At 58.7% G+C, this 14,095-nt stretch carries 14 protein-coding genes and 1 pseudogene; 8 read left to right on the top strand and 7 right to left on the bottom strand.

The window, feature by feature from the left end:
• The first annotated feature begins 193 nt into the window (after positions 1-193).
• Together ACODTD_RS12250 and ACODTD_RS12245 are read left to right on the top strand one after the other, a co-directional pair.
• On the top strand, positions 194-598 hold the full coding sequence (locus ACODTD_RS12250) for an acyl-CoA thioesterase (RefSeq protein ID WP_003229628.1): 405 nt from the start codon (positions 194-196) through the stop codon (positions 596-598).
• Positions 599-655: 57 nt separating this feature from the next.
• Positions 656-1,555, top strand: a complete 900-nt coding sequence (locus tag ACODTD_RS12245) for a D-hexose-6-phosphate mutarotase (RefSeq protein WP_011336619.1) — start codon at positions 656-658, stop codon at positions 1,553-1,555.
• A gap of 48 nt (positions 1,556-1,603) precedes the next feature.
• Here ACODTD_RS12245 and ACODTD_RS12240 read toward each other — a convergent pair whose 3' ends face one another.
• The 4 genes from ACODTD_RS12240 to purE form a co-directional block, all read right to left on the bottom strand.
• Positions 1,604-2,140, bottom strand: coding sequence for a DUF3299 domain-containing protein (locus ACODTD_RS12240; protein WP_041475465.1), 537 nt, complete (start codon positions 2,138-2,140; stop codon positions 1,604-1,606).
• A 104-nt stretch (positions 2,141-2,244) separates the two neighbouring features.
• Positions 2,245-2,490: a GlsB/YeaQ/YmgE family stress response membrane protein gene (locus ACODTD_RS12235; RefSeq protein WP_003229635.1), complete on the bottom strand. Its 246-nt coding sequence runs from the start codon at positions 2,488-2,490 to the stop codon at positions 2,245-2,247.
• A 113-nt stretch (positions 2,491-2,603) separates the two neighbouring features.
• Positions 2,604-3,686 carry a 5-(carboxyamino)imidazole ribonucleotide synthase gene (locus ACODTD_RS12230; RefSeq protein ID WP_011336621.1) on the bottom strand — a complete coding sequence of 361 codons (1,083 nt, stop codon included), beginning with the start codon at positions 3,684-3,686 and terminating at the stop codon, positions 2,604-2,606.
• A gap of 10 nt (positions 3,687-3,696) precedes the next feature.
• Entirely contained in the window at positions 3,697-4,188 is a 492-nt protein-coding gene (purE, locus tag ACODTD_RS12225; protein ID WP_007954291.1) for a 5-(carboxyamino)imidazole ribonucleotide mutase, read from the bottom strand.
• 480 nt (positions 4,189-4,668) lie between these two features.
• On the opposite strand from purE, the gene ACODTD_RS12220 reads away from it, so the two are divergent.
• Entirely contained in the window at positions 4,669-5,295 is a 627-nt protein-coding gene (locus ACODTD_RS12220; protein WP_285354278.1) for a zinc metalloprotease, read from the top strand.
• A 56-nt stretch (positions 5,296-5,351) separates the two neighbouring features.
• Here ACODTD_RS12220 and ACODTD_RS12215 read toward each other — a convergent pair whose 3' ends face one another.
• Complete coding sequence (locus ACODTD_RS12215; RefSeq protein WP_011336623.1) at positions 5,352-6,263, bottom strand: LysR substrate-binding domain-containing protein; 912 nt, start codon at positions 6,261-6,263, stop codon at positions 5,352-5,354.
• Between the two features lie 180 nt (positions 6,264-6,443).
• Between ACODTD_RS12215 and aspA the strand changes: the two genes are divergently transcribed.
• The 3 genes from aspA (at position 6,444) to ACODTD_RS12200 (ending at position 10,863) form a co-directional block, all read left to right on the top strand.
• Complete coding sequence (gene aspA / locus ACODTD_RS12210; protein WP_039765095.1) at positions 6,444-7,868, top strand: aspartate ammonia-lyase; 1,425 nt, start codon at positions 6,444-6,446, stop codon at positions 7,866-7,868.
• Positions 7,869-8,310: 442 nt separating this feature from the next.
• A complete protein-coding gene (locus ACODTD_RS12205; RefSeq protein WP_011336625.1) occupies positions 8,311-9,756 on the top strand; it encodes an alanine/glycine:cation symporter family protein in 1,446 nt (481 codons plus the stop codon).
• A 99-nt stretch (positions 9,757-9,855) separates the two neighbouring features.
• Positions 9,856-10,863 carry an asparaginase gene (locus tag ACODTD_RS12200; protein WP_011336626.1) on the top strand — a complete coding sequence of 336 codons (1,008 nt, stop codon included), beginning with the start codon at positions 9,856-9,858 and terminating at the stop codon, positions 10,861-10,863.
• A 75-nt stretch (positions 10,864-10,938) separates the two neighbouring features.
• On the opposite strand, the gene ACODTD_RS12195 is transcribed toward ACODTD_RS12200, so the two are convergent.
• Positions 10,939-11,148, bottom strand: a complete 210-nt coding sequence (locus tag ACODTD_RS12195; RefSeq protein WP_489104889.1) for a hypothetical protein — start codon at positions 11,146-11,148, stop codon at positions 10,939-10,941.
• Between the two features lie 772 nt (positions 11,149-11,920).
• Between ACODTD_RS12195 and ACODTD_RS12190 the strand changes: the two are divergent.
• Positions 11,921-12,067: pseudogene (locus ACODTD_RS12190) on the top strand (asparaginase); the annotation flags it as partial.
• Positions 12,068-12,206: 139 nt separating this feature from the next.
• Here the strand turns inward: ACODTD_RS12190 and ACODTD_RS12185 are convergent.
• Entirely contained in the window at positions 12,207-12,671 is a 465-nt protein-coding gene (locus ACODTD_RS12185) for a hypothetical protein (RefSeq protein ID WP_489104888.1), read from the bottom strand.
• Positions 12,672-13,067: 396 nt separating this feature from the next.
• Here ACODTD_RS12185 and ACODTD_RS12180 point away from each other — a divergent pair, with 396 nt between their 5' ends.
• Positions 13,068-14,066 (top strand): AraC family transcriptional regulator, encoded by a 999-nt coding sequence (locus tag ACODTD_RS12180; protein WP_489104887.1) that lies wholly within the window; start codon positions 13,068-13,070, stop codon positions 14,064-14,066.
• Positions 14,067-14,095: the final 29 nt, after the last annotated feature.

Below are 14,095 nucleotides of genomic sequence, written 5' to 3'. Positions count from 1 at the left end.
TGTAAGGGGTTGCTGTGCGAAAACGCCGTTGGCCCGACCCTTGCTCGGGATTAGCCGGTTTCGCAGAGTTTCTCCTTAGGCGCCTGATGGAAAACGTGACGAACGTAGTATGTTCGGTGCTGAATCGTTTTTCCCGAAGACGGCTACCACCAGCAATACCCAACGAAGAGTCACGGGTCAGAGGCCCCCCGGCATGATAGAGCTCGAACAAGAAGATCCGATCCCGCAAGGCGACCTGGCCTTGCAAATCACCGCGCTTCCCCGCGAAACCAACGGCTTCGGCGATATTTTCGGCGGCTGGCTGGTGGCGCAGATGGACCTGGCCGGCACGGCCATGGCCAGCCGTGTTGCCGGTGGCCGTGTCGCGACCGTGGCCATCGACCGCATGGCGTTTCTGGTACCGGTGGCTGTCGGCGCGCAATTGTCCTTTTATACCCAGACCCTGGAAATCGGTCGCAGCTCGATCCAGATGATGGTCGAGGTGTGGAGCGACGACCCGCTGTCCAGCGAGTGGCGTAAAGTGACCGAAGCGGTGTTCGTGTTCGTCGCCATCGATGGCAGCGGCCGCACCCGTTCGGTTCCGCCACGCGCACGTTAAACCTCGCGGCCGTTTCACGGTCGATAGTCGTCCAAGTTGCTGATCGAGAGTTGTCCCATGAACACGCCCAACGTTGAAGCCGTGAAACTGGATGAACTGAACTGCTGGCGCATCCGCCACGGTCAGGCCGAAGTGCTGGTGGCCCAGCAAGGCGCGCACATCCTCAGTTATCAGGTGGACGGCCAGCCGCCACTGATCTGGCTGAACGACAAGGCCGTGTTCAAGACCGGCAAGAGCATCCGCGCCGGTGTGCCGGTGTGCTGGCCGTGGTTCGGCAAGTTCGAACGCAACCCGCAGAACGTGCAGGCGATGCGCACGAGCGAAGAACCGGCCGGTGCCCACGGATTTGTCCGGGCGATGGATTGGGAACTGGGCGGCATCGAAACCGAAGGCGAAAGCCTGAAAGTGGAATTCAAGCTGCCCTACCCCGAGGGCGGTTTTCCGGAGTGGCCGCATCAGGTCGACCTGACCCTGACCCTGCGCCTCGACGATCAGTTGCACATCAGTCTGACCAGCCACAACCGTGGCACCGACACCGTCAGCATCAGTCAGGCGCTGCACAGCTATTTCGCGGTCAGCGATGTGCGCAACGTGCGCGTCGAAGGCGTGGATGGCCTGGATTACATCGAGACCCTGGACGACTGGAAAACCTTCACCCAGCAGGGTGATCTGCGTTTTGCCGGGGAAACCGACCGCATCTACCTCGACGCCCCTGCGCAACTGAGCATCGTCGACCCGGCCTGGGAACGGCGCATCGTGCTGACCACCACCGGCTCCCGCACGGCGGTGATCTGGAACCCGTGGATCGACCGCGCCGCTGCGCTCAGCGACATGGACAACGATGGCTGGCAGCGCATGCTCTGCATCGAGACGGCGAACGTGATGAGTGATGTGATGAACCTGGCGCCGGATGCCAGCCACACCATGGGTGTCAGCGTCGGCAGCCAGCCACTCTGAAAACAAAAATCGCAGCCCTGGGGCTGCGATTTTTTTTGCGGGTCTGAATTACAGATCCGATTCCTGCACCACCCGCACCTTGTCTGCCTCCAGCGCATAGGCCGCGTCGGCGAGATCATTGCTGACCTTTTCGATCTTCAGCGTGCCGGTCACCCATAGCGGCGTATAGATGTCATCCAGCTTCAAGCCTTTTGGATAACGCACCAGCACCAGTTGATTCGGTGGCGGTGGCGGCACATGGATGCACGCGCCCGGATACGGCACGAGGAAGAACAGCGTGCTGCGACCCTTGGCGTCGGATTCCAGCGGCACCGGATACCCACCGATGCGGATGTGTTTGTCGTTCATCGACGCCACGGTCTTGGTCGAATACATCACCGCCGGCAAACCCTTGGCCTGCTTCATCCCGCCCTTCTCGGTGAAGGTGCCGGTGGCTTCCGGGGAGTTGTGATCGATTTCAGGCATGGCCTCGAGGGCTTTCTGATCCGACTTGGGCATCAGTTCCAGCCAGTCGGTTTCCGGCAGATCGCCGGCGTGGGCCAGACCGCTGCCCAGCAAAAGGAGAGTCAACAGAAAACGGCGCATGAAGGTGCTCGGTAAAGGATGCTCGAAGTAAGGAGGGAACGCTGAATCGCCGAGCATTTTAGCCCTCCCCGCCGGATTGGCAGAGAGGGTTTTGTCGCTTTGGATCAGTTCTTTTTGATCAGGCCGTAGATCACCAGCAGCACGATCGCGCCGACCAGTGCGCCGATGAAACCGGCGCCCTGACCCGCCTGATAGATGCCCAGGGCCTGGCCGCCGTAAGTGGCTGCCAGCGAACCGCCGATACCGAGCAGGATGGTCATGATCCAGCCCATGCTGTCATCGCCCGGTTTCAGGAACCGCGCCAGCAGGCCGACAATGAGGCCGATAAAGATGGTTCCGATAATTCCCATGGCATTTCCCTCTGAATGGTAGATATGCGATGAAGCCTAGCCAGACTTTCGCATCCTGCCATCAGAGAACGGCGGCCCCTTAATGGTTCCGCCGCTGCCAGATGAAACTGTCGTTACTCGGCGATCAGCGCTTCGACCTTGAGAATCTGTTGCTCGAGGGTCGCCTTGTCCTTGCAGCGCAGGTTGGCGTGACCGACCTTGCGCCCGGCCTTGAAGGCCTTGCCGTAGTGGTGCAGGTGGCAATCGTCGATGGCGATGACTTTTTCAACCGGCGGAACAACGCCGATGAAGTTGAGCATCGCGCTCTCGCCGACCTTGGCGGTCGAACCCAGCGGCAGACCGGCAACGGCCCGCAGGTGGTTTTCGAACTGGCTGCACTCGGCGCCTTCGGTGGTCCAGTGCCCGGAGTTGTGCACGCGCGGTGCGATTTCGTTGGCCTTGAGGCCGCCGTCGACTTCAAAGAACTCGAACGCCATCACACCGACATAATCCAGCTGTTTGAGCACGCGGCTGGAATAATCTTCGGCCAGGGCCTGAAGCGGGTGATCGGAGCTGGCGACCGACAGCTTGAGGATGCCGCTGTCGTGGGTGTTGTGCACCAGTGGATAGAACTTCGTCTCGCCATCGCGGGCGCGCACGGCGATCAGCGACACTTCGCCAGTGAATGGCACGAAGCCTTCCAGCAGGCAAGGCACGCTGCCCAGTTCGGCGAAGGTACCGACCACATCTTCCGGCTTGCGCAGGACTTTCTGGCCCTTGCCGTCGTAACCCAGGGTGCGGGTTTTCAGGACGGCCGGCAGGCCGATCGACGCAACGGCGGCGTCCAGGTCGGCTTGCGACTGGATGTCGGCGAACGCCGGGGTCGGAATCCCCAGGTCCTTGAACATGCTCTTTTCGAACCAGCGGTCGCGGGCGATGCGCAGGGCTTCAGCGCTCGGGTAGACCGGCACGAACTGCGAAAGGAACGCCACGGTTTCCGCCGGGACGCTTTCGAACTCGAAGGTCACCAGATCGACTTCATCGGCCAATTGACGCAGGTGATCCTGATCGCCGTAATCGGCCCGCAGGTGTTCGCCCAGCGCAGCGGCGCAAGCGTCCGGCGCAGGGTCGAGGAAAGCGAAGTTCATGCCCAGCGGGGTGCCCGCCAGGGCCAACATGCGACCCAACTGGCCGCCACCGATTACACCGATTTTCATCTCAACAACCTCAGGCAATACGTGGGTCTGGATTGTCCAGGACGCTGTCTGTCTGCTCGGCACGGAAGGTTTTCAGTACCGCGTGGAATTGCGGATGCTTGGCGCCCAGGATGCTCGCCGACAGCAGGGCTGCGTTGATCGCACCGGCCTTGCCGATGGCCAGAGTGGCAACCGGAATACCGGCCGGCATCTGCACGATCGACAGCAGCGAGTCGACGCCCGAAAGCATGGCTGACTGCACCGGCACGCCCAGCACCGGCAGGTGGGTTTTGGCCGCACACATGCCTGGCAGGTGGGCTGCGCCACCGGCACCGGCGATGATCACCTCGATGCCGCGGCCTTCAGCCTCTTCGGCGTACTGGAACAGCAGATCCGGGGTGCGGTGGGCGGAAACCACCTTGACCTCGTAAGGGATGCCGAGCTTTTCCAGCATATCGGCGGTGTGGCTAAGGGTGGACCAATCGGACTTGGAGCCCATGATCACGCCAACCAGTGCACTCATCGTCGCGCCTCTTCTCTCTGGGCGCCCGCAGGCGCGTCAAAAACAACAAGCCACGCAGGATGCGTGGCTTGTTGTAGGAAAAATGGCCGGACGAACCGGCCGAAGGCCGCGCAGTATACCGCAAAGAAAGCAATAAACAGCCCCCGTTGCGACCATCTGTCATCTGCCTTGAATACCTGACTTTACTGACTCAAAAATCAAGAATACACCTTGGATTTTCCCAACTTAAAAAACACCCGCTTGATTGCATGGCGACTGCACTTCGACACTTCCCTTAACTTCACGCAATAAAAACAAAAACACTCCAGAAAGTAATCAACGATTAATAGTTTATATTCAACCCACTCCCGACGCTCACTACTCAATTGAATAACCGGGCATCCAAAAAACATTCAACAGCACATCTTTACCACAAAACTCAATACAAACCGGCTACGTCATTCCAACTGACGAAGCACCAAAATCATAAAAAGGATAACCATGTTCAAGGAACCACTGGCGCTACTTGTCTTCATCCACCAGGACTTGGCTGATTACAGTAAAGACGACCTTTACGAAAATTGTTTCTCGTGGCTCTCCGAGGAAATGGAGAGTATTTCCGGCCGCAAGATGTTGATTCGCCTGATCAGCCCGGAAGAGGCGCCAGGTCTGACCAATCATCCGTATAAAAACAGTGATGCCAGCACTTCGCTGAGCGCCTGGAAAATCGCCGTCGACAACTACCGACGCAACCGTCCGAGGAAAGATCTGAACCCGCGCTTCAACAAATTCTTGCTACTGACGCGCAGCGCTATCAATAGCCAAGTACTAGGAATTGCCGATTTGCCAGGCTACGCGGGTATAGCCTCAATAGAAAAACGTCGCACCGCTGCTCACGAAGTTGGCCATATGTTCAATGCAGTACACCAAGACAGCGAAGTCTTATACAACGGTTGGTGGAGTGAAACAGTCATGAAACCGACTGATGATTTTTCTGAACTTCGCCACGATGCCGATCGCTTCAGTGATAAAAACCGAGAGAACATCCGAGCCTATCTGGACGCAAAGAAAACATCAGGTCCGACACGAGCAGTCCCGCGCCCCGAATATGATGATGAAGAGGACTGAAGCAGATACACGCCTGCTTCATTCCCGGCTTTCCGTTACGCGCTATCAGTGCTCCATCAAGATGAGGAGCCCGCCGCACCACCTTCAAGCTTGCGCCACAACAACCGCACGTTGGCCTTGCGCACCAGCGCGCAGCGGTACAGGCGAATCTCCAGCGGCACATGCCATTGCGAGCCGCCGCAAACCACCAGTTCACCGCGGGCCAGTTCAGCCCGCACGCTGAGTTGCGGCACCCAGGCAATGCCGAGACCTTCCAGCGCCATGCTTTTCAGGCTGTCGGCCATGGCCGTTTCATAAATCGTGGTGAAGCGCAGCTGACGCTGGCGCAGCAAGCCATTCACCGAACGCCCGAGAAACGCCCCGGCGCTGTACGCCAGCAACGGCACACTGCCCTCGCCTTCCAGATCGAACAACGGTTTGCCATTGGCATCTGCCGCACACACCGGAAGCATTTCGGTCTGGCCCAGGTGCAGCGACGGGAAGATTTCCGGGTCCATCTGCATGGCGGCGTCCGGGTCGTAGAACGCCAGCATCAGATCGCAACCACCTTCACGCAGCGCGTGCACCGCGTCGCCAACGTTGGTCGCGACCAGCCGGGTAGCGATGTTCAGGCCTTCGTTGCGCAGTTGCGCGATCCAGCGCGGAAAGAAGCCGAGTGCCAGCGAGTGCGCCGCCGCGACCTGGATCACTTCGCCCTGCCCGCCTTCCAGATGATGAAGATGGCGCAGCACTTCACCGAGCTGTTCGACCACGGTACGCGCGGTTACCAGGAACAGTTGCCCCGCCGCCGTCAGCTCGATCGGCGTACGCGAGCGGTTGACCAGCGTCAGTCCGAGAGCCGCTTCCAGACTGCGGATCCGCCGACTGAACGCCGGCTGGGTCACGAAGCGCCGTTCGGCCGCCTGCGAGAAGCTGCGGGTGGCGGCCAGAGCACTGAAGTCCTCGAGCCATTTGCTTTCCAGATTCATCACGTCCTCCCGGACACGCACCAAAACAGGTCACACGTCTGCCGCGCACGCGGCGTCACACGGGCATTATGCCGAATGTGCATAGGGCAGTGTTTAACAGCATTGGCCCAAAAATTCCCACAAGCCTAGCATTCGCAGCGTTCCGGCACAGACCGGGTCCATATCGAGATGATTTCTATCATGTCCTCCGCTGCATCATTCCGCACAGAAAACGACCTGCTTGGCACCCTCGAAGTCCCTGCTCAAGCGTATTACGGCATCCAGACCCTGCGAGCGGTGAACAACTTCCGTCTCTCGGGCGTTCCGATTTCGCACTACCCGAAGCTGGTTGTCGGTCTGGCGATGGTCAAACAGGCTGCCGCTGACGCCAACCGCGAGCTGGGTCACCTGAGCGAAGCCAAGCACGCTGCCATCAGCGAAGCCTGTGCCCGTCTGATCCGCGGCGATTTCCACGAAGAGTTCGTGGTCGACATGATTCAAGGTGGCGCCGGTACCTCCACCAACATGAACGCCAACGAAGTGATCGCCAACATTGCTCTTGAAGCGATGGGCCACCAGAAAGGCGAATACCAGTACCTGCACCCGAACGACGACGTGAACATGGCGCAGTCGACCAACGACGCCTACCCGACCGCGATCCGCCTGGGTCTGCTGCTGGGTCACGACGCGCTGCTGGCCAGCCTCGACAGCCTGATTCAGGCGTTCGCGGCCAAGGGTGAAGAATTCAATCACGTCCTGAAGATGGGCCGTACCCAGCTGCAAGACGCCGTACCGATGACCCTGGGTCAGGAATTCCGTGCTTTCGCCACCACCATGGGCGAAGACCTGGCCCGTCTGAAGACGCTGGCCCCGGAACTGCTGACTGAAGTGAACCTGGGCGGCACCGCGATCGGTACCGGCATCAACGCTGACCCGCGTTACCAGGCCCTGGCCGTACAGCGTCTGGCGCTGATCAGCGGTCAACCGCTGGTTCCAGCCGCCGACCTGATCGAAGCCACCTCCGACATGGGCGCCTTTGTACTGTTCTCTGGCATGCTCAAGCGCACCGCGGTCAAACTGTCGAAGATCTGCAACGACCTGCGCCTGCTGTCCAGCGGCCCGCGCACCGGCATCAACGAAATCAACCTGCCGGCGCGTCAGCCAGGCAGCTCGATCATGCCAGGCAAGGTCAACCCGGTAATCCCGGAAGCCGTGAACCAGGTGGCATTCCAAGTCATCGGTAACGATCTGGCGCTGACCATGGCAGCCGAAGGCGGCCAACTGCAACTGAACGTGATGGAGCCGCTGATCGCCTTCAAGATCCTCGACTCGATCCGCCTGCTGCAACGCGCCATGGACATGCTGCGCGAGCACTGCATCGTCGGCATCACCGCCAACGAAGCGCGCTGCCGCGAACTGGTCGAACACTCGATCGGTCTGGTCACCGCACTGAACCCGTACATCGGCTACAAAAACGCCACCCGTATCGCCCGTATCGCCCTTGAAAGCGGCCGCGGCGTGCTGGAACTGGTGCGCGAAGAAGGTCTGCTCGACGAAGCCATGCTCGCCGACATCCTGCGCCCGGAAAACATGATTGCTCCGCGTCTGGTTCCGCTCAAAGCCTGAGCCGACGCGTGACGTGTAGCACCGCTCACCAGGTCGAGGGACTAGACACCTCTCACCTTTTGAGGGCTTGGGGAGCATTCCCCGAGCCCTTTTTTTTAACTGTTTGAACCTGAGAACCGTATGTATGGAAGCTGGCTGCAAACCGGCTCCCAGACAAGCCCGACGCCGGTAACGTCGGGTGTTTCAAAGCTTCGTTTCGTCGCTTGCACCACAACCGTGCAGACGGGCGCCGCACTGATCGGTATAGTGCCGCCCCTCTTCGCGTGAGCGGTCGTCGGTAACGAGGCCATAACCCATGCGAAACCCGAACTAATAACAAACCCGCGATATGGATCCGGGACGAAACCCTCGCCTCGCCCGTTGTGCCGCACGCACACCGGTGTAACGCGATGTTTCTGACCATCCAGCATTTGCTTAAACAATAAACAGCGAGGAAAAATCCATGCTCGAAGTCATCAACGACTTCCTCTCAGGGAAAGTACTGATCGTGCTCATTGTCGGGCTCGGTAGCTACTTCACGATTCGCTCGCGTTTCGTTCAATTGCGCCACTTCTTCCACATGTTCGCGGTGTTCCGCGACAGCCTCAAAGGCAGCGCCGGGCAACTCAGCTCGTTCCAGGCCCTGATGCTCAGCCTCGCCGGCCGCGTCGGTGCAGGCAACATCGCCGGTGTCGGCATCGCCGTGACCCTGGGTGGTCCGGGTGCGGTGTTCTGGATGTGGGTGACCGCACTGGTCGGCATGTCCAGCAGCTTCTTCGAATGTACGCTGGCCCAGGTCTACAAGCGCGCCGATGGCGACGGCCTGTACCGTGGCGGTCCGGCCTACTACATCCAGCACGGCCTGAAGCTCAAGGGCATGGCGGTGGTGTTCTCGATCCTGCTGCTGGTCACCTACGGCTTCGCCTTCATCGGCCTGCAGTCCTACACCGTGACCCACTCGCTGCAGAACGCCTTTGCCTTTGACCCGCAACACACCGGCATCGTCCTGGCAGTGCTGCTGGCCATCACCTTCATCGGCGGCATCAAGCGCATCGCTTCGGTGTCTGACCTGCTGGTACCGATCAAGACCCTGGCCTACATCGGCGTGACCCTGTATGTGATCGGCACCCAGATCGAACACGTGCCAGCCATGCTGGTCACCATCTTCAAAAGCGCCTTCGGTCTCGACCCGGCCTTCGGCGGCCTGCTCGGCAGCGCAATCGTGATGGGCGTGAAACGTGGCGTGTTCGCCAACGAAGCGGGCCTGGGCAGTGCGCCGAACGTCGCCGCCGTGGCCGCCGTGAAGCACCCGGGCGCTCAGGGCGTGGTTCAGGCGTTCAGCGTGTTCCTCGACACGTTCGTGATCTGCACCTGCACCGCACTGCTGATCCTGCTGTCGGGCTTCTACACCCCGGGCTTCGAAGGTGACGGCATCGTCCTGACCCAGAACTCGCTGGCCGCCGTGGTGGGTGACTGGGGCCGCATGTTCGTCAGCGTCGCGCTGTCGCTGTTCGTCTTCACGTGCATCCTCTACAACTACTACCTGGGCGAAAACAGCCTGCAGTTCCTCACCCGCAACCGCGCTGCGCTGATGACGTTCCGCGGTCTGGTGCTGGCGCTGGTGGTCTGGGGTTCGATGCAGGATCTGTCGACCGTGTTCGCCTTCGCCGACATCACCATGACCTGCCTGGCCTTCGTCAACCTGATGGCCCTGGCCTTGCTGTTCAAGGTCGGCATGCGCGTGATGCGCGACTACGATGCGCAGCGCCGCGCAGGCGTCGACCAACCGGTGTTCGACTCCAGCAAGTTCAGCGACCTGGATCTGGACCTGAAAGCCTGGCCTGCCAACCCGTCGGCCGACACCCAGGCCAACGCTCAGCCGCAAGGCATCCCGGCAGCGCAACGCTGATCGGGTAAAAACCAGGCGCAGATCCTGCGCCCGGCGTGACACAAGCAGCGGTCGGCGTCATGCTCGACCGCATGCTGTCCTCGTTCAGGAGAACTCCCCATGAATTCCTCGACCTACCCTGCCGCCCAGCACGTCATGGTGCTGTACACCGGTGGCACCATCGGCATGCAGGCCAGCGCCAATGGCCTGGCCCCGGCCTCCGGTTTCGAAGCGCGGATGCGCGATTACCTGCACAGCCAGCCGGAGCTGGTGGTGCCGCAGTGGCGCTTTCGCGAGATGTCGCCGCTGATCGACAGCGCCAACATGACCCCGGCGTACTGGCAGCAACTGCGTGAAGCGGTGGTCGACGCCGTCGATGTGCAAGGTTGCGACAGCGTGCTGATCCTGCACGGCACCGACACCCTGGCCTACAGCGCCGCCGCCATGAGCTTCCAGTTGCTCGGCCTGCACGCCCGCGTGTGCTTCACCGGCTCGATGCTGCCGGCCGGCGTCACCGACAGCGACGCCTGGGAAAACCTCAGCGGCGCACTGGTCGCCCTCGGCCACGGCCTGGCGCCGGGCGTGCACCTGTACTTCCACGGCGAGCTGCTGGCGCCGACCCGTTGCGCAAAAGTGCGCAGCTTCGGCCGTCACCCGTTCAAACGCCTGGAGCGCCAGGGTGGCGGCGTGAAAGCCACTTCCCTGCCAGCAGCGTTGAACTACAACCAACCGAAGCAACTGGCAAAAGTTGCCGTGTTGCCGCTGTTCCCGGGCATTGGCGCCGAGATCATCGACGGCCTGCTCGACAGCGGCATTCAGGGTCTGGTGCTGGAGTGCTACGGCAGCGGCACCGGGCCGAGCGACAACCCGCAATTCCTCGCCAGCCTCGGCCGGGCGCGGGACAGCGGCGTGGTCGTGGTGGCGGTCACGCAGTGCCATGAAGGCGGTGTGGAACTGGATGTGTATGAAGCCGGCAGCCGCTTGCGCGGTGTTGGCGTGTTGTCCGGTGGCGGCATGACTCGCGAGGCAGCGTTCGGCAAGTTACACGGGTTGCTGGGGGCAGGACTCGAAGTAACAAACATTCGGCAGCTTGTGGAACTGGATCTCTGTGGAGAACTGTCTTTGTAACTTGGTTCGTTCTGCAGTCAACTGATCAATGACGATCAAAAATACCCCTCCTTACTGCCAATGGAGGGGTATCAACTATTTCACAGACTGAACAATAAAGAGATGCGCCGCCAATTTTTCCGTTTCAGGATTTTGCGGATCACCACGATAAACTGTTGCTCTAACGTCGCATTCATACTTTCCCGTGACGCTGTCAAACGTTGTATTTAAAATAATTGCTGTGTCCGCCCACCAACGCACATCACCAACACTTAGCTTCGTATTTAAATATTCGCGCTTACTCATTTAAAGTGTATAGGTACTCAAGTTCAGCGCTGACTCTGGGATCTCAAGGTTAAAATCAGAATGCTTGCTCTTAAATATAAGAATTATACTTCTTCCGTGTTGACCATTATTTACCACAAAGGAGTCGGCATCAGAGAGTAAGTGTTTGTTACCTACTGCCCCTTCAACGTGCCCCTCAGTTGCAGGATTCTTTCCATTTCCATATTTTTCCCATATTTTCCATATCATCCCATTGAGCCTCGACATCACTATCTTTCGAACTCATTTCCCATTCTCCTCTATTGAAAAACTTCACAGACATTACGACTGCAAACTTGAGCGTAGCCCCAGAAAATACAAATCAAATAAAAAAACGAAAATCAAGAAAACCAGTAACTAAACGACCAACGGTGCACTTATATTTGAAAACTTGTTACTTCTGACACTCGTCAAAAGAGCAATCTCGCATTAAGTTAAACAGGCGGGAGCCATGACCCTATAACTAACAAATCAATCTGGTCTCCTCTGTTAACTTTAATTAGCGCAAACAACTTAAACCGGCAGGTGGCATGTAATTTGCCCCTTCAAAGTTGTATTCGCTCAGGACATTCCCATGCTCCACTCCCACCTCACCACCCTCAACGCCGTCTCCCTGATGCTCATCACCTTCAGGGATCAGGGCCTGTCCAGCGAAGCGCTGCTGGCCGGCAGCAGCATCGGTGCGGCGGAACGAGTCGCCCTCGGCCACGGCCTGGCGCCGGGCGTGCATCTTCGTGGTTGCGGTCACGCAGTCGAAGCGGGCAGCCGCTTGCGTGGTGTGGGCATGCTGTCCGGTGGCGGGATGAATCGTGAGGCAGCGTTTGGCAAGTTGAATGCCTTGCTGGTGGGGGCAGGCCTTGAAACGGCCGAAGTACGACGCCTGGTCGAACTCGATCTATGAAGTGAGCTAATCTGATTCGACGTACAAACCTGCAGCCGGATAGATATGGCCCTGCCCCAATGGATGTTAGGGGGCAGGGTCAATAGACCTGGACAACTCCACAGGCTTCTCGCTCTCGATACGTGAAGATTTGCGTTAATCACTTGATGCTGAAAATGCCGTCTTTTAACTGTTTGATCGTGCTGTCTGGATGAGCGAACTCGGCCTCCACGATTCCGTAAAAATATCCGCCGATGGGATCCCGATTTATTTGGATGACCCCGCTCGTAGCAATATTATGTTCATCTTTGTAGATAGCTTGAATGGCCCCGTACTCTTCTGGAATACGAACCTTTTTTCCAAGATCTTTTGCATCAATGAAGAACGCGATCGTTTGCTCGAGTTTATTGTCAGGACCCAAAATGGCGAAAGCAATCAAAATATTACTTTCAGGGTCAAGCCTGTAGGCAGAGAGCCTGACATCTTGCCCATCACGATTTATCTTAATCTCGCCCTCAAGCGCGTTTTTCGCGATTAGATCGATTTTTTTATTCAGATCTTCAAAAGATTTCATTGCCTGATTCTCCGTAGGGATAAAACTGGATTTCACATCTGTTACCGCCATGGTTCAGTCTATGAATTTGCCAGAATGAAAGCCGTCAACCCATTGCCAACTCCAGATTGATCGTACTCCAACAGGCCGAATCCAGTGACACGACCATTCGAAAATAGATGCGGAAGTGCACCAAGTCAAACCAAAAACCGCTCCCGACAAACGGTACACTTTACGGGAAAAACCTGTAACTTCTGACAGTAGCCAGCAAATATCAAATAATATAAATTAATTGAGCGCCGCTCTAACTTATTACTGCCAAATTTCTATTTTTGCTTGTGATGAGCATTTAAAAAACAACAAATCGTCCAACTAACGAATCGGGCAAAGTTATCTTGCTGATTTTCGACAGCTGTCGCCGGCACATAATTTGCTCGCCTTTCCGGCACCGCCCGGCTGGAAGATCCTATGCTTCACTCCCACCTCACCACCCTCAACGCCGTCGCCCTGGTGCTCAACACCTTCAGGGATCAAGGCCTGTCCAGCGAAGCACTGCTCGCCGGCAGCGGCATCAGCGCGGCGGATCTAAGCCGGGCCGACACCCGCATTACCACCAATCAGGAGATGCAGGTCTGCGCCAATGCGGTCGCGCTCAAGCACGACATCGGTCTGGAGCTGGGCCGGCGCATGCATGTTTCCTGCTACGGCATCCTCGGTTACGCGCTGCTGACCTGTGCCACCTTCGGTGACGCTTTGCGGCTGGCGATCCGTTATCCGGCACTGCTGGGAACACTTTTCGAATTGAGCCTGGAGGACGACGGCGAGCGCGTCTGGTTCGTCGCCGCCGATTACCGCGAAAGCCCGGCGATGGCGGTGTTCAACGCCGAGTTCTGTCTGGTGTCGCTGAAAGTCATCTGCGACGACCTGCTCGGCCATCCGCTGCCATTGCTGGCCGCGCGCTTCGAACACACCGCGCCGGATTACCGCGACAGCTACGCCGAACACTTCAAGGCGCCGCTGCACTTCGGCGCCAAGGACAACGCCTTCGCCTTCGACCGGCGCTGGCTCGACCAGCCGCTGCCGCTGGCCGACATCATCACCCACCAGGCCATGGCCGAGCGTTGCCGCAAACAGAACACCGAGTTCACCGGCCGCCAGGCGTGGCTGGGGCGGATCCGCCAGTTGCTCAGTGCGCAACTCAATGCCGCACCGGGGCTGGAAGGTCTGGCGCAGCAGATGAACTGCTCGCCGCGCACCCTGCGCCGGCATCTGAAGGACATGGGTTGCAGCTATCAGGAACTGCTCGACGAACTGCGTTTCGAGCGGGCCAAGCAGATGCTTTGCGAGGATCAGTTGCCGATTTATCGCATCGCCGAAACCCTCGGCTTCAGCGAGACCGCAAGCTTCCGCCATGCCTTCGTGCGCTGGAGCGGTGTGGCACCGAGTCAATTCCGGCCACACGGTTAAACCGTCGAGGGGCGATATCAGGTCAGTAT

The organism is Pseudomonas sp. FG35, from assembly GCF_057809295.1.
Note: the sequence above shows the minus strand (reverse complement) of the source record. Positions and strands in the feature narration are given on the sequence as shown.

Excerpts from the sequence above, each read along its gene's own strand:
- ACODTD_RS12220 (WP_285354278.1), top strand. The coding sequence starts at position 4,669 with ATGTTCAAGGAACCACTGGCGCTACTTGTCTTCATCCACCAGGACTTG.
- ACODTD_RS12185 (WP_489104888.1), bottom strand. The coding sequence starts at position 12,671 with ATGGCGGTAACAGATGTGAAATCCAGTTTTATCCCTACGGAGAATCAG.
- ACODTD_RS12240 (WP_041475465.1), bottom strand. The coding sequence starts at position 2,140 with ATGCGCCGTTTTCTGTTGACTCTCCTTTTGCTGGGCAGCGGTCTGGCC.
- ACODTD_RS12245 (WP_011336619.1), top strand. The coding sequence starts at position 656 with ATGAACACGCCCAACGTTGAAGCCGTGAAACTGGATGAACTGAACTGC.
- purE (WP_007954291.1), bottom strand. The coding sequence starts at position 4,188 with ATGAGTGCACTGGTTGGCGTGATCATGGGCTCCAAGTCCGATTGGTCC.
- ACODTD_RS12215 (WP_011336623.1), bottom strand. The coding sequence starts at position 6,263 with ATGAATCTGGAAAGCAAATGGCTCGAGGACTTCAGTGCTCTGGCCGCC.
- ACODTD_RS12235 (WP_003229635.1), bottom strand. The coding sequence starts at position 2,490 with ATGGGAATTATCGGAACCATCTTTATCGGCCTCATTGTCGGCCTGCTG.
- ACODTD_RS12230 (WP_011336621.1), bottom strand. The coding sequence starts at position 3,686 with ATGAAAATCGGTGTAATCGGTGGCGGCCAGTTGGGTCGCATGTTGGCC.
- aspA (WP_039765095.1), top strand. The coding sequence starts at position 6,444 with ATGTCCTCCGCTGCATCATTCCGCACAGAAAACGACCTGCTTGGCACC.
- ACODTD_RS12200 (WP_011336626.1), top strand. The coding sequence starts at position 9,856 with ATGAATTCCTCGACCTACCCTGCCGCCCAGCACGTCATGGTGCTGTAC.
- ACODTD_RS12250 (WP_003229628.1), top strand. The coding sequence starts at position 194 with ATGATAGAGCTCGAACAAGAAGATCCGATCCCGCAAGGCGACCTGGCC.
- ACODTD_RS12180 (WP_489104887.1), top strand. The coding sequence starts at position 13,068 with ATGCTTCACTCCCACCTCACCACCCTCAACGCCGTCGCCCTGGTGCTC.
- ACODTD_RS12195 (WP_489104889.1), bottom strand. The coding sequence starts at position 11,148 with ATGAGTAAGCGCGAATATTTAAATACGAAGCTAAGTGTTGGTGATGTG.
- ACODTD_RS12205 (WP_011336625.1), top strand. The coding sequence starts at position 8,311 with ATGCTCGAAGTCATCAACGACTTCCTCTCAGGGAAAGTACTGATCGTG.